The following is a 14,500-nucleotide window of genomic DNA, read 5'->3' as shown; positions in this document are numbered from 1 at the left end:
GCGACGACGGGAGGCGATGTGGGCCCTGACCAGCGAGAGGTGCCGCGGCACGGGACGGAGCACATACCGGGGCTGCGGCGCAGAACCTTCCTGGAAGCGTGCGCGGGCGCCGGGCTCGCCTCGGCGGCCGCCGCCTGCGACCCGGCCCCTTCCGCGCACGACCATCCGCCGTCGGCCGCTTCGCACCGCCCCGAGGCGGAGCGTGACCGCGCCGGGACGCCCGATTGGCGTATCCGCTCCCAAGGTCCCGCGACCGCCGTCGTCGGGTACGCGGACCGGGTGAGCGTGGCCCCGGGCGAGGAGTGCGGTCTGTACGTGTCGACGACCGCGTCGTCCTTCCGCGTCTCGGCCTTCCGCGTGGGCTGGTACGGCGGGGCCGAGGCCCGGCTGGTCTGGTCCTCCGGGCGCATACCGGGCCGCGTCCAGCCGGAGCCGCGCTTCGCATCCGACACCCGCACCGTCCGCGCCGACTGGAGGCGCACCCTCGCCTTCAGCACGGCGGGGTGGCCCGAGGGCGCGTATCTGCTGCGGCTGGAGGCGGAGGACGGCCACCAGCGGTACGTCCCGCTGATCGTGCGCTCCACGCGGGGCGCGGGCCGTACGGTGCTGATGCACGCCCCGGCGACCTGGCAGGCGTACAACCGGTGGGGCGGTTACAGCCTCTACGAGGGTCCCTCCGGTGCCTATGCCGCCCGGTCCCTCGCCGTCAGCTTCGACCGGCCCTACGACTCCAGCGGCGCGGAGAAGTTCCTCGTGTACGAGCGGGCGGCGGTGGTGCTGGCCGAACGGCTCGGCATTCCCCTCGCCTACACCACCGGGATGGACGTGCACCGCGACCCGGGCGTGCTGCGCGGCGCGAGGGCCGTCATCTGTCTCGGTCACGACGAGTACTGGACCCCGGAGCAGCGCCGGCACGTCACCCGGGCCCGCGACGAGGGCACCAACGTGGCCTTCCTCGGCGCCAACACCTGCTTCCGCCGGGTCCGGCTGGAGCAGAGCGAGGCGCGGGCCGACCGTACGGTGGTCTGCTACAAGTCCTCCTTCCGCGCGGATCCCTGCTTCACCACCCATCCCACGCTGGTGACGACGGACTTCCGTCAGTCCCCGGGGGCCGACCCGGAGTCGTCGATGACGGGCGTGCTGTACGAGGGTTACCCGACGGACGCGCCGTACGTCGTGCACGCGGCGGACCACTGGCTGTACGAGGGGACGGGGGTACGCCCCGGAGACGGCTTCGGTCATCTGGTCGGTGTGGAGTACGACCGGGTCACCCCGGGCGCCCCCGTCCCGGAGCCCTTGGAGATCACGGCCCACTCGCCGCTGGTGTGCAACGGCCGGCGCAGCACCAGCGACTCGGCGTACTACGCGGTGTCGAGCGGGGCGGGGGTCTTCGCCACCGGCACCATGCGCTGGGTGGAGGCCCTGATGGCCGGCACCCCGGACGGGGGCCGCGACCACGGCATGGACGTCCGCACCCGCGCCTTCGTCACCCGGACGACGGAGAACCTGCTGCACACCTTCGCGCTGGGCCCGGCCGCCCGCCATCGCCCCGCGCCGCGCCCGAACGTGAAGGAGGTGTACAAGGGCTCGGTGTGAAAGGGACCAGGACCGCGATGGCGCCGAGTCGCGCGGTGGCGAGGAACGCCGTCACCCAGGCGACGGAGTCGGGCAGCGCGAGCAGCACCCGGTCGCCGGGGCCGACTCCGTGGTCGGCGAGGACGGTGGCCGCGCGGGCCGCGAGGTCGTGCACCTGGCCGTGGGTCCAGGTGCGGTGGCCCCTGGTGGAAGGCGGGCCGGTCGGTCCTCGCGCGCCGTTCGGCGAGCGCGGCGAGCTGGGCCGCGAGGTTGCCGGGCACCTCGGCGTCGGCGGGAATCAGCGTGGCCCGGGGTGTGGTCATGAGGCCGGCTCCTCCTCGGTGGCCGGGACGACGGTGTGCTCCCGGTAGGCGCGCATCGGGGCTGCGGTCTTCAGCAGCATCTCCTCGTACTCGGCGGCCGGGTCGGAGCCGAGGACGATCGCGCCGCCGGCGCCGAGGTGCAGCTCGTCGCCGGCGATGACGGCGGTGCGGATGACGATGCTCAGGTCGGCGCCGCCGCAGCAGCCGAAGTAGCCGAGGGCGCCGGAGTACACGCCGCGAGCCTCGGTCTCCAGGCCGTCGATGATCTCCATGGTGCGCAGCTTGGGCGCGCCGGTAATGGAGCCGCCCGGGAAGCAGGCGCGGACGCAGTCCACGGTGTCCGTGCCCTCGCTCAGCCGCCCCTCGACGGTGGAGACCAGCTGGTGCACGGTGGCGTACGTCTCGGTGGCCATGAGCCGGGTGACCCGTACGGATCCGGTCTCGCAGACCCGGCCGAGGTCGTTGCGGAACAGGTCGACGATCATGAGGTTCTCGGCTCGGGTCTTGTCGTCCACGGCCAGCGAGTGCCGCAGCCGTGCGTCCTGCGCCGGGTTCTCCCCACGGGGGGCGGTGCCCTTGATGGGTCTGGCCTCCGCGACGCCGTCCCGGGTGATCCGCAGGAACCGCTCGGGTGAGGAGCCGGCCACGTCCAGGTCGCCGAACCTCAGGAACGCCGCGTAGGGGGCGGGGTTGACCCGGCGCAGTGCCCGGTAGAAGGCGTACGGGTCGCGCGGTGCCGGTAACCGCACGGCGTCGGTCAGGCAGACCTCGTAGCTGGTGCCCGCCCGGAGCGCGTCCTTGCAGACCTCGACGTCCGCCAGGTAGGTGGCACGGTCCCGGACGAGCCACGGCTCGGCGGCGGTGGGGTCGGGGCCGGGCTCGTCACCCGGCGGCTCGGTCGCCGTGTCCTGTCCCGACGGGCCGAAGACGAAGGTGAGCTGGGCCGTCGCGGCGTCCAGCCAGTCGGTCGCCTCCCGCGTGGCCTGGGGGGTGTCCTCGGCGAGGCAGACCGCGTAGGTGGCGCCCTCCTCGTGGTCCACGGCGACGAGGCGGTCGGCGAACAGCCAGCAGGCGTCGGGGGTCCGGGCCCGGTGGCGGTTGACGGAGCCGCAGTCGGCTTTGGTCTCGTAGCCGAAGTAGCCGACATAGCCGCCGGTGAAGTCGAAGGGCAGTCCCGTGGCGTCGACGCGGCGGGTCGCGAGCTGCCGCTTGAGGTAGTCGAAGACGCTCGCGCGCACCTTGCGCGGGGGCCGGCCGGGCCGTTCGACCTCGCACACGCCGGCGTCGACGTCATAGCGCACGAACTCGGCCAGTGGGCCGGTGCCGTCACCGAAGAACGAGAAGCGGGCAAGGCCGGGCTCGACGCGCGAGCTGTCGAGCCAGAACGCGCGCGGGGCGTCCGCGCACATCCGGGCGAAGGCGGCCTCGGTGTCGACGGCGCCGGCCAGGCGGCGGTAGTGCAACCGGTGGGCGGGGGGCGTGGCGCGGCGGGGGCGGGGGATGGCCGCGGAACGGGGAATGGTGGTGTTCTTCGTACGGGGTCTGCGGGCTCGCTCGGCGGTGAGGTTGCGGAAGTTCACGAGCATGCGGTGGCCGTAGTCGGTGAGCACGGACTCCGGGTGGAACTGCACGCCCCACAACGGCCGGGTGCGGTGCCTGAGGCCCATCACCACACCGTCCTCGGCCCAGGCGGTGGCCTCCAGCGTGTCCGGCAGCGGCTCGGTGACGACCAGCGAGTGGTAGCGCACGGCGGTGAAGTTCTGCGGCAGTCCGTGGAACAGGTCCCGGCCGTCGTGCCGGACGGTGGACAGGTGCCCGTGCCGGGGCTGCGGTGCGGGCGCGATGCCGCCCCGCTCCCCCGCCGCAATGCCCTGGTGGCCGAGGCAGACCCCGAGCACGGGGACGCGGGAGTCGGCGACGATCCGGGCGGCGATGCCGAAGTCCCGGGGTTCGGCGGGGTGTCCGGGGCCCGGCGAGATCACCACGTTGTCGAACTCCCCCGGGTCCGGCACGGCGTCGGCGGGGGTGTCGTTGAGGACCACCACGGGCTGCTCGCCGTTGACCTCGGTGAGCAGCTGGAACAGGTTGTACGTGTACGAGTCGTGATTGTCGATGAGCAGGGTCTTCACCCGCCCACCTCCCTTGCGTCGTTCCCAGGCCTCAAGCGGTCCGCCGCTTGTGCCGTCCACGGAGCGCCTGAAGCGGCGGATACAGCCATTTCTTGAAGAACGCTGGAGCCGTGGCATCAGAATCCATGTGACGAGGGCCGTCACACACAGCAGCAGAGTGCGGATGAGAGGATTGAGGCTGCCGAGAGCCCGGGCAAGTTCTCCCAGGCACGGACGGAGTCCTCGCCCCGAAGCGGTAGATCACATGCCAGTCCGCCTCTCCGTCGACGGGCACCCCACCACCGAGAAAACCAGGCTGCTGCGCGGTCGCACGCAGCAGGGACCATCCCCACGAGTGGAAACCGGCCTCGCGGCCCGGCATCACCTGATATGCGACGGTGACGGTAACGGGATCCCTGGTCACGCCATCGAATACGGAAGGACATCGAGTCACGTTCAAACCTTCAACGAAGGTCTTTCCGAGTGTCCGGAACGTAACTCTTGCTGTTGTTCGCTCCCTCTTGCCGCCTTCTGTCACCCGATACCGCGAGTAATTTTTACCGAATTCCTGAAACCGCTTGCAGCATCTACGGAAATCACTTATCGATCGTCGCCCGGCACGGAAAGGGAATGAGGGTCGGGACAAAGAAGAAGGACGCCGCCGGGTCACAGAACCCGGCGGCGTCCCCGTCCACCAGCGTGTGGATCCCCTTGGTGCCCTCCGGTCAGCAGATCCGCGGAAGTTGCTCCCCGAGCGGCATGTCCACCACGCGAGTACCCCCCAGCCCGGTACGGGCCACCACCATGCCGGGATGGTCCCGGACCACCTCGCCGATGATCGTGGCCTCGGCACCACGCGGATGCGCATGCATCGCGTCCACCACCGCGTCGGCGTGCTGACGGGGCACGAACGCCACCAGCTTGCCCTCGTTGGCCACGTACATGGGGTCCAGGCCCAGCACGGCGCAGGCGTTGGTGACGGCGGGCGGGACGGGGACCTTGCGCTCCTCGATGACGACCCCGGCGCCCGCGGCGGCGGCGATCTCGTTCAGGGCGGCCGCCAGCCCGCCGCGCGTGGGATCCCGCAGCATGTGCAGGTCCCGGGTGACGGCCAGCATGGCGTCCACCAGTCCGCCGAGCGGCGCGCAGTCACTCACGATCTCCACGCCGAACTCCAGCCCCTCCCGCACACTCATGATCGCCACACCATGCACGCCGATCGCACCGCTGACGATCACGACGTCACCGGGGACGACCCGCTGCGGCCGCAGGTCGACGCCCGCCGGGATGAGCCCGATCCCGGCCGTGTTGATGTAGATGCCATCGCCGTGGCCGGCCTCCACCACCTTGGTGTCCCCCGTCACCACCTCGACCCCGGCCGCCCGCGCGGCTGCGCCCAGCGCGTCGGCGACCCGGGTGACCGTCTCGATCTCGACACCCTCCTCCAGGATGAATCCGCAGGAGAGGTAGGCCGCCCTGGCCCCGCTGACGGCGAGGTCGTTGACGGTGCCGTTGACGGCGAGGTCGCCGATGCTGCCGCCGGGGAAGAACAGCGGCCGCACCACGAAGGAGTCGGTGGAGAAGGCCAGGCGCAGGCCGCCGAGCGACAGGGCGGCGGCGTCGCCGAGCCGGTGCAGCACCTCGCCCCCGAACGCGGGCGCGAACACGTCCTGGACCAGTTCCGCGGACAGTGCCCCGCCCCCGCCGTGGCCCATCACGATGCGGGACTGGTCGCGCAGCGGGGCCGGGCAGGTCCAGGCCGCCGGGTCCGGCAGGGGCGCGGTCAGATCGATGGCGTCAGACAACGCAGGTCGCCTCCCGGGCCGCAGAGGTGGTGTCCAGGCGCCGGTAGAGGTAGTACGCGGCGCAGGCGCCCTCGCTCGAGACCATCGTGGCGCCGAGCGGGGTGCGCGGGGTGCACACGGTGCCGAACGCCTCGCACTCGCGCGGCTTGAGCAGGCCCTGCAGGACCTCGCCGCTGCGGCACGCGGCCGGCTCCTCGGTCCGGATGCCCTCGACCGAGAAGCGGTGCTCGGCGTCGTAGTCGCGGTACTTGGCGGACAGCCGCCAGCCGCTGTCCGGGATCACGCCGATGCCGCGCCAGGAGCGGTCGGTGACCTCGAAGACGTCCTCCAGCATCGCCTTGGCGGCCGGGTTCCCCTCGGGGCGGACCGCGCGCGCGTAGGCGTTGTCGACGGTGTGCTCGCCGCGCTCCAGCTGGGTCACGGTCCGGCGCACGCCCTCCAGGATGTCGAGGGGTTCGAACCCCGTCACCACGATCGGTACCCGGTGGCGCTCGGCCAGTTCGGGGTACTCCTCGATCCCCATCACGCTGCACACATGCCCCGCGGCCAGGAAGCCCTGCACCCGGCACTGCGGGGACCGCATGATCGCCTCGATGGCGGGCGGCACGCGCACATGGGAGACCAGCATGCTGAAGTTCGGAACGCCGAGCTTGCGCGCCTGATACACCGTCATCGCGTTGGGGGGCGCGGTGGTCTCGAAGCCGATGCCGAAGAACACCACCTGCCGGCCGGGGTTCTGCTGGGCGATCCTGAGGGCGTCGAGCGGGGAGTAGACGACCCGTACGTCGCCGCCCTCACCCCGTACCTGGAACAGGTCCCGTCCGGTCCCGGGCACGCGGAGCATGTCGCCGAAGGAGCAGAAGATCACCTCGGGGCGGGAGGCGATCTCCAGTGCCTTGTCGATGACCTCCAGCGGGGTCACGCACACGGGGCAGCCGGGCCCGTGGATCAGTTCGACCTGGTCGGGCAGCAGCTGGTCGATGCCGTGGCGGATGATGCTGTGCGTCTGCCCGCCGCAGACCTCCATCAGCGCCCAGGGCCTGGTCACCGTGGCGTGGATCTCGTCGAGGAGCCGGCGTGCCAGATCCGGGTCCTGGAACTCGTCGATGTACTTCACTGCTTCCGCGCCTCCTCGCGCGCGGGCGGCAGCGCCCCGCCCGCCTCCGCGGCCATTTCCCAGGGGTCGCCGAACTCCTCCTGCAACATGCCAAGTTCGGCGAACAGCTCGAGCGTCTGCCGCGCCGACTCCTCGTCCAGGCGCTGCAGGGCGAAGCCGACGTGGACGATGGCGTACTCGCCGACCTGGAGGTCGGGCAGGTACTCAAGGCACACCTCCTTGACCACACCGCCGAAGTCGACGGTGGCCATCCGGGTGCCGTCACGTTCCTCGATGTCCAGCACTCTGCCGGGTACCGCCAGGCACATGGGCCTCTCCTCGCTGTGGGTGGTGCGTCGCCCGGCGCTGCCGGGACGGTGGGTCAGTCGGGGGCCGCCCCGGCACGTGCGGCGACGACGAGCTGGCCGAGGGCCAGGCCACCGTCGCCCGGCGGGACCAGGTGGTGGCGCAGCACCGTGAAGCCGTCCGCGGCCAGGGCGCCCGCACAGGCCGAGGAGAGCGGGGAGTTGAGGAACACGCCGCCGGTCAGGGCGACCGTGTCCACTCCGTGTCGCTCCCGCCCGAGCGCGCAGACGCGCTGCACGAGACGGGCGACGGCCCGGTGGAAACGGGCCGCGACCAGCTCCGGTCCTGTGCCCGCGCGCAGGTCGTCGACGATCGCGGCGAGAACGGGCGCCGGGTCGGCCCGCACCGGGCCGGCCCTCTCAGGGCCGCCGACCCCCTCCGGGCCGCCGCCCTTCCCCGGCTCCCGTACGGCGAACGCGTACGCGGAGGTGTCCCCGGCCGGCGCCCGCAGCGCGGCGGCCTCCAGCTCGACCGCGGCCTGGGCCTCGTACCCCGCCCGGTGGCAGACGCCGGCGAGGGACGACACCGCGTCGAACAGCCGGCCCATGCTGGACGTGGGAACGCAGTTCAGGTTCCGCTCCAGCTGCCTCGCCAGCACCCCGCGTTCGTCCGGCGGACAGGCGGCCACGCAGGGCAGCTTCGCGGACCAGTCCAGGCCGGCGGCGCGCAGATGCGCGAGCGCCATGCGGTACGGCCGGTGCACCGCGGCGTCGCCGCCGGGCAGCGGCACATAGGCGAGGTGCCCGACGCGGGTGAATCCGTCGTAGTCCGCGAGCAGGAACTCCCCGCCCCATACGGCTCCGTCGTCGCCGTAGCCGGTGCCGTCGAAGGCCACGCCGAGCACCGGCCTGGTGCCGTCGAGCCCGTGTTCGGCCATGGCGGCGGCGATGTGGGCGTGGTGGTGCTGGACACGGACGACGGGTCGGCCCGCCGCGTTCCGGGCGGCCCACCGGGCGGAGCGGTAGGCGGGATGCCGGTCGGCGGCGAGCAGGCGGGGCCCCACGGAGGTGATCGACTCCAGTTGGGCGACGGCGCGTTCGAAGGCGTGCTGGGTGGCGAGGTCGTCCATGTCGCCGACGTGGGCGGACAGCCAGGCCCGGCGGCCCTCGCCGAGGCAGCAGGCGTTCTTCAGGTCGCCGCCGACGGCGAGGGCCGGGCGGACGGGCACCGGAAGGGTCAGCGGCAGGGGGGCGTAGCCGCGGGCGCGGCGCACGATCAGCGGTCTGCCGTCGCACACGCGCACCACGGAGTCGTCGCACGGCACATGGATGGGCCGGTCGTGGGTGAGCCAGGCGTCGGCCAGGAGCGCGAGGCGTTCGAGCGCCTCCTCGTCGTCGGTGACGATCGGCTCGCCGGAGACGTTGCCGCTCGTCATGACGAGCAGTCGCGGGCCGTCGCCGTCGCCGGGCAGGCCGAGCAGCAGATGGTGCACGGGGGTGTACGGCAGCATGACGCCGAGATCGGGGCTGCCGGGTGCGACGGCGTCGGCGGGCCGAAGGCGGCCTCCACGGGCGGGCGTCAGGCGGCGCAGCAGCACGATGGGGCGGACGGTGCCGGTGAGCAGGCTCCGCTCCTCGTCGGTGAGCCGCACCAGGTGCGCGATGTCGTCCGTGTCCCGGGCCATCAGGGCGAACGGTTTGTCCCCGCGGGCCTTGCGGCTGCGCAGCCGGGCGACGGCGGCGGAGTCCGTCGCGTCGCAGGCCAGGTGGTAGCCGCCCAGGCCCTTGACGGCGAGGATCGCGCCGGACGCCAGCAGTCGGCGCGCCCCGGCGACCGGGTCGGTGTCCGTGACCGGTCGCGGCGGGCCGTCGCCGTCCCGGGGGCGGACGAGCAGCCGCAGGCGTGGCCCGCAGGCGGGGCAGGCGACCGGCTGCGCGTGGAAGCGGCGGTCGGCGGGATCGGCGTACTCACGGGCGCAGTCGGGACACATCGGGAAGCCGGCCATGGTGGTCGCCGCCCGGTCGTAGGGCAGGCCGGTGACGATCGTGAACCGGGGGCCGCAGTGCGTGCAGGTGATGAAGGGGTGGCGGTGGCGCCGGTCGGCCGGGTCCCCGAGTTCGCGCAGGCAGGCGGCGCAGGTGGCGGTGTCGGGCGGGATCAGGGTGCCCGCGGGGCCGTCCGTGCGGGAGGCGAGGATGGTGAACGCGGTGTCGCCGGTGGCGGGCACGTCCTGGTGGTCGACGCGCTCGATGCGGGCCAGCGGTGGGGCGTCCTCGGCGATGCGGTCGCAGAACCGGCCGACGGCCGCGGGGGTCCCCTCGACCTCCACGACGACACCCTCCGGGGTGTTCGTCACATGCCCCGACAGGCCGAGGGAGGTGGCGAGGGCGTGGACGTACGGCCGGAAGCCCACGCCCTGCACCACGCCCCGCACGGTGACCCTGCGGCGCAGCGGCGCCTGGACGGCGACGGCCGTCGGGGGCGGAGCGCTCACGAGCGGGACTGCGCCAGAGCGCCGGCGCGGTCCGCGTCGTCATGGGTGTGGCCGTGGGACGGTCGGGCCATGACGGGTGTGTGCACGGGCGCGCCGTCCGCGGCGGCCAGCGCCCGGTCGAGCAGGGCGCCGGGCCCCAGGCCCCGGCGCGCGGAGGTGAGCAGCACCTCCACACCGGGGTTGACCTGTTCGACGTTCGCGCGGAACGCCGCCAGGTCGAAGGCGACGGCCTCGGCGATGTCGGTCTTGGTGACCACCACCAGGTGGGCGAGGCCGAAGGCGGTGGGGTACTTCAGCGGCTTGTCCTCGCCCTCGGTCACCGATGCGAGGACGACGCGCAGGGTCTCCCCCAGGTCGTAGGAGGCCGGGCAGACGAGGTTGCCGACGTTCTCCACGAACAGCAGCCGGGTCCCCTCCGGCAGCCATCCCTCAAGGTGGCGGGCGAGCATGTCGGCCTCGAGATGGCAGAGCCCGTCGGTGAGGACCTGCTTGACCGGCACGCCCGAACGCGCCAGTCGTGTGGCGTCGTTCTCGGTGGCGAGGTCGGCGGTGAGCGCCGCGACCGGCACGGACCGCTCCCGGGCCAGGACGAGTTCGCGTTCCAGGAGGGCGGTCTTCCCGCTGCCCGGGCTGGAGAGCAGGTTGACCACGGTGGTGCCGCGGGCCGCGAGCTCCGCGCGCAGGGTGCGCGCGGCCTGGTCGTTCTTGGCGAGCACGGCCTGCTGCAGGTCGACCACTCGGCACATGGTTCAGCGCTCCTCGGGGACGGTTTCGCGGGTGGGTGCGTGCGTCCGGGCGTCCTCCCAGTGCACGCTGACGATCTGCAGTTCGCGGCCCGACAGCAGGTCGATGGCGGCGCCGTCGCACCGCGGGCAGCTCAGCAGGGGCGGCATGCCGACGGCCCATTCGTGTGCGCACGGCACGCAGCGGGCCCGCCCCGGCACCTCGTCGGTGACGAGTTCGGCGCCCTCCAGCAGGGTCCCGGCGCAGGCCAGTTCGAAGCAGAAGGACAGGGCGTCGGGTACGACACCGGCGAGTTCGCCCACCTGGAGCCGCACCGAACGCACCGCCGTGACGTCACCGGCCCGCTCGGCCGCCTCTTGCACCTGGCCGATCACCGCCAGCGCGATGGACATCTCGTGCATGGGTCTCCGTCCCGGCGAGGGCCGGGGCCCCCGCCCCGTGGGGACGGGGACCGCGTGCGCGGCCCGCCGGGAACCATTAGAGGTGAGCCACCCCCGGCCCGTGGACCGGCACGCCGTCGCCGCCCGGCGGCGTACGCCGTTCGCCGCACAACATCTGCTCGATCAGCCGGACGGCCTCGGGGACCGCGGCGGACACGGGTGGGCTGAGTCCGACGCGCTCCTCCATCGAGGCCGGTTCGCAGCCGACCACCAGCGTGCGGCGGGGCGGCTCGGCTCCGGTTCCGGCGCACAGGGCGTTCAGCAGGGCGAGTACGGCGTCGGGGGTCATCCGGTGGCCGTCGATCACGGCCACTTCAAGATCGTCGGCGCCCGTGTCCTCGTGCTCGATGACGTACAGGGTGCCGGGGGCCTCCCCGCGTGCGGTGGCGTCCACCACGATCAGGGTGTCGTAGCCGTCGAGGAGCTGGTAGGCGAGGTGCACTCCGCGCACCCCGATGTCCACCACCTCGACGTGCGCGGGCAGTTCGCGCCGGGTGAGCGCGCGGACGGTCTCCACGCCGAAGCCGTCGTCCCCGAGGAAGACGTTCCCGATGCCGGCGACGAGGACGGTGCCGTTCATACGTGGTCCTCCAGCAGGGTGACCTCGTCGGGCCGGAAGTAGTGGAAGGTTCCGCGCTCGCGGCGGACGTCGGCGCCCGGGTCGTCGTCCACGGTCACCGCCAGGTGGACCGAGCCGTCCACGTCGTGGCGCACGGCCTCGACGGTCGCGGGGCGGCCCCGCAGGAACACGTCCTGGGCGTCGGTGCGTCGCAGCCCCGGGTTGAGCCGCACCCGACTTCCGGGACCCACCGGCCGCCCGTTCACCACGATGCGCCCGCCCTCCGGTTCGCCACCGGGCTCGCCCGCCGGGTCCCGCCACGGCCTGTCCGCGGGCGGCACGCCCTGCGCGTGGATCCTCGGGTGGTCCTCCAGGATGACCGGTGAGGACAGCATCACGTCGGCGCGTCCGGGTTCACCGGAGAGCACGGGCCAGGTGTGCAGATTGCGGCAGGACGCGATCGCGGCCCGGGCCCATTCGGGGGGATCGCTCATCGACAGGAAGGAGCCGGCGCTCAGCCCCATCAGCAGATGGGTGGAGACCAGGGAGTGCGGCAGCGCCGCGCCCCGGTCGGCACTCTCCCCGGCCTCGGGCGCCCAGACGCTGGTGTTCTCGACCACGGCGGTGAGTCGCAGGACCGGGCAGGGCCCCTCGAGCCGGTGTGCCGACAGCCGCAGCAGACCGCGGATCTCCTCGCCCCGGCGGACCGTACGGCCGACGACCCGGCCGTCCCCGTCGAGGATCTGCTCGATCTCCTCCCCCGCGCGGCGACCGAAGGCGACGATGACCCCGTCACCTTCGGTGAGCTCCTCCACGGTGACGGTCGCCTCGACGCGTTCCTCGGTGCCCTCGTCGCAGCACACCAGGAGCCTTTCGCCCAGCCGGAGTTCGGATACCGTCTCGAACTCACCGTCGGGGCACGCCCGTTGCACCGTGCGGTGCCGGGCGCGCAGGAAGCGCAGCTCCACCGCGAGGATGGCGCCGGGCCCCGGCTCCATCAGGCATTCGGTGTGCTGGAAGTCGTACTCCTCGCTGCCCGCGCCCCAGGCGGGCGGTACGAGCACCCCGCACTGCCTCCGCAGGTGGGTGCCGGGGGCGGAGGCCCGGTACGGGTGGAGCGTGCAGCCCTCGAAGAGAACGGCGTCCGCCACCTTCCGGGCGAGGGCGAAGCGGGCCTCGGTCTGCGGCGCGAACGCGGTCACGCTCATGGCGCTCCTTCCGGTGGTGCCGGCCAGGGAGTGTGCTCGTCGGCGGGAGTGCCGGACCGGACGGTTTCAACCGTGGTGCGGGCTCCGGTGGCCTGGGCCAGGTGCGGGGGTGTGCACGACGGCTTCTCCTTGCGGACGAAGGCGCGTCTCAGGGCGTGGTAGGGGGCGTCCGGGTCGTGGAAGACGCGGTGCATCGCGGCCAGCTCCCGCTCCCGGAAGGCGGACAGGGGCTCGGTGCTCTCCTGGCGCTCCAGTGCCTCCTTCTTCGCCGCGATCCGTGCCCGTGTCCCCGGCAGCGACGCCAGCCGCGCCGCCAGCCGGCCGGCCTCCGCGGAAAAGTCCTGCGGCGCGCACTCGATCACCCGGTCGACGAGCCCGACACCGAGGGCGCCGGCGGCGCTCATCGGCAGCGCCTCGCGCACGATGCGGTCGGCCGCGGCGGCGCCCACCCGGCGGGGCAACGTGTATGTCCAGTACTCCGAGCCGGTGAGGCCCATCAGTCGGTAGTGCGGGTTCAGTACGCAGCCGGAGCGGCACCACACCTCGTCGGCGGCCAGGGCCAGCATCACGCCGCCCGCCGCCGCGTTGCCCGCGAGTGCGGCGACCACCAGCCGGTCCGTGGTCGTCAGGACCGCCTCGACCAGGTCGTCGATGGCGTTGATGTTCGCCCACGACTCGGCCGCCGGGTCCTCGGCCGCCTCGATGGCGCCCAGGTGGATCCCGTTGGAGAAGAAGTCCCGCTGCCCGCCGAGCACCAGCACCGAGGTGGGGCGCGCGCAGGCCTGGCGGTAGGCGTCCAGGAGTCGTCGGCACTGCGTGGTGCTCATCGCGCCGCCGGGGAAGGAGAAGGAGAGCGAGCCGACGCCGCCCTCCTCGCGGTAGCGGATGTCCGTCCAGGTGGGCCACCGCGCGCCCGGGGGCACGGGCAGCTCGGGCAGCCCGGGCAACCGGTCGCCGAGGGCCTGCACGGCGGGGAGCTTGACCGAGCGCGGCTGCCCGGGGCGGCGCCGCCGTCGCAGCTCGGGGATCCACACGGCGCCATCGCGTGTCGCCCGGCAGATCGCCCCGGCCCGGGTGGCGAGCAGCTCCCCGGGGGCACCGCGCAGACCGTTGTCGGGGTGGCCGCCGTGCAGGTACCACTCCTCGCCGAGCAGCACGTCCAGCACGCCGGGCTGGGAGTCGGCGGCGCGCAGCTTGCGCAGGACGGTGTCGGTCGTGTCGGTGTCCCAGTCGATGCGCCGCGCGCTCTGGTCGAGATACGGACGGGGCCGAGAGGTGTCCTGCCGCACGGGCGTGTGGGTCCCGGAGGCGAAGCGCTCGACGGCGAGGAGGACGGCGGCGAGGGCCGCGTCGGCGATCTCGCCCCGGTACAGGTCGCTCTTGGACAGCGGCGGGAGGGGGCAGGCGACCGAGGCCCACACGTCACCGGCGTCCATCTCCTCCTCCGCCTGGAGAACCGTCACGCCCCAGCGCTCGGCGCCCTCCTGGACGGCCCAGTCGAGGGAGGACGGCCCTCGGTCGCCGACAGGGCCCGGATGGACGATGAAGCACGGGTACGCCGACCACACCTCGCGGGGGACCGCCGTCTTCAGCAGGGGCGCCAGAACGAGGTGGGGGGCGTGCCGCCGTACCGCTTCGGTCAACGAACCGTCGGGCAGGGCGAGTTCCACCGCGACGGTGTGGCCGCGGTCGCGCAGTTCGGCATGGACGCGCTGGGTGAGGCTGTTGAACGCGCTGGCCACGAGCAGAATGTGCACGGCGTACTCCCGGCGGACGACGGTACGGACAGATGTGCCCGGCCGTCTGCGATCGTCGGCCACACCCGTGGGCCGCCCCCGCAGA

Annotated in this window: 11 protein-coding genes and 1 pseudogene; 1 reads left to right on the top strand and 11 read right to left on the bottom strand. The window is 73.2% G+C overall.

Annotation, left to right across the window (positions count from 1 at the left end; translation table 11 throughout):
* Positions 1-18 precede the first annotated feature (18 nt).
* The gene (locus ACZ7L1_RS13630) at positions 19-1,596 is read left to right on the top strand and encodes a N,N-dimethylformamidase beta subunit family domain-containing protein (protein WP_471436892.1); all 1,578 of its coding nucleotides are present in this window, start codon (positions 19-21) and stop codon (positions 1,594-1,596) included.
* A gap of 4 nt (positions 1,597-1,600) precedes the next feature.
* On the opposite strand, the pseudogene ACZ7L1_RS13625 reads toward ACZ7L1_RS13630, so the two are convergent.
* The 11 genes and pseudogenes from ACZ7L1_RS13625 to ACZ7L1_RS13575 form a co-directional block, all read right to left on the bottom strand.
* Positions 1,601-1,898, bottom strand: a pseudogene (locus ACZ7L1_RS13625) (AMP-binding protein); the annotation flags it as partial.
* Complete coding sequence (gene pabB, locus ACZ7L1_RS13620) at positions 1,895-4,027, bottom strand: aminodeoxychorismate synthase component I (protein ID WP_471436890.1); 2,133 nt, start codon at positions 4,025-4,027, stop codon at positions 1,895-1,897. The gene pabB and the pseudogene ACZ7L1_RS13625, both read right to left, overlap by 4 nt.
* A gap of 704 nt (positions 4,028-4,731) precedes the next feature.
* Positions 4,732-5,811, bottom strand: a complete 1,080-nt coding sequence (gene hypE / locus ACZ7L1_RS13615; protein WP_471436888.1) for a hydrogenase expression/formation protein HypE — start codon at positions 5,809-5,811, stop codon at positions 4,732-4,734.
* Entirely contained in the window at positions 5,804-6,928 is a 1,125-nt protein-coding gene (hypD, locus tag ACZ7L1_RS13610; RefSeq protein ID WP_471436886.1) for a hydrogenase formation protein HypD, read from the bottom strand. Before hypD ends, hypE begins: the two co-directional genes overlap by 8 nt.
* A complete protein-coding gene (locus ACZ7L1_RS13605; protein ID WP_103845253.1) occupies positions 6,925-7,236 on the bottom strand; it encodes a HypC/HybG/HupF family hydrogenase formation chaperone in 312 nt (103 codons plus the stop codon). Before ACZ7L1_RS13605 ends, hypD begins: the two co-directional genes overlap by 4 nt.
* A 53-nt stretch (positions 7,237-7,289) precedes the next feature.
* Positions 7,290-9,707, bottom strand: a complete 2,418-nt coding sequence (gene hypF, locus ACZ7L1_RS13600) for a carbamoyltransferase HypF (RefSeq protein WP_471436884.1) — start codon at positions 9,705-9,707, stop codon at positions 7,290-7,292.
* A complete protein-coding gene (gene hypB, locus ACZ7L1_RS13595) occupies positions 9,704-10,453 on the bottom strand; it encodes a hydrogenase nickel incorporation protein HypB (protein WP_471436882.1) in 750 nt (249 codons plus the stop codon). Before hypB ends, hypF begins: the two co-directional genes overlap by 4 nt.
* 3 nt (positions 10,454-10,456) lie before the next feature.
* Positions 10,457-10,852: a hydrogenase maturation nickel metallochaperone HypA gene (gene hypA, locus ACZ7L1_RS13590; protein ID WP_471436880.1), complete on the bottom strand. Its 396-nt coding sequence runs from the start codon at positions 10,850-10,852 to the stop codon at positions 10,457-10,459.
* Positions 10,853-10,928: 76 nt separating this feature from the next.
* Positions 10,929-11,471, bottom strand: a complete 543-nt coding sequence (locus tag ACZ7L1_RS13585; RefSeq protein WP_471436878.1) for a hydrogenase maturation protease — start codon at positions 11,469-11,471, stop codon at positions 10,929-10,931.
* Positions 11,468-12,658: a hypothetical protein gene (locus ACZ7L1_RS13580; RefSeq protein ID WP_471436876.1), complete on the bottom strand. Its 1,191-nt coding sequence runs from the start codon at positions 12,656-12,658 to the stop codon at positions 11,468-11,470. The genes ACZ7L1_RS13585 and ACZ7L1_RS13580 overlap by 4 nt, the downstream gene beginning before the upstream one ends.
* Positions 12,655-14,415, bottom strand: a complete 1,761-nt coding sequence (locus ACZ7L1_RS13575) for an enoyl-CoA hydratase-related protein (protein WP_471436874.1) — start codon at positions 14,413-14,415, stop codon at positions 12,655-12,657. Before ACZ7L1_RS13575 ends, ACZ7L1_RS13580 begins: the two co-directional genes overlap by 4 nt.
* Positions 14,416-14,500 lie beyond the last annotated feature (85 nt).

The organism is Streptomyces sp. NPDC107546 (genome assembly GCF_055639175.1).
The sequence above is the reverse complement of the archived record's forward strand: the minus strand, read 5'-3'. Positions and strand labels throughout refer to the sequence as shown.

Bases quoted from the DNA above. Each gene is read 5' to 3' on its own strand.
- ACZ7L1_RS13605 (WP_103845253.1), bottom strand. From the start codon at position 7,236: ATGTGCCTGGCGGTACCCGGCAGAGTGCTGGACATCGAGGAACGTGAC.
- hypB (WP_471436882.1), bottom strand. From the start codon at position 10,453: ATGTGCCGAGTGGTCGACCTGCAGCAGGCCGTGCTCGCCAAGAACGAC.
- hypA (WP_471436880.1), bottom strand. From the start codon at position 10,852: ATGCACGAGATGTCCATCGCGCTGGCGGTGATCGGCCAGGTGCAAGAG.
- ACZ7L1_RS13585 (WP_471436878.1), bottom strand. From the start codon at position 11,471: ATGAACGGCACCGTCCTCGTCGCCGGCATCGGGAACGTCTTCCTCGGG.
- ACZ7L1_RS13580 (WP_471436876.1), bottom strand. From the start codon at position 12,658: ATGAGCGTGACCGCGTTCGCGCCGCAGACCGAGGCCCGCTTCGCCCTC.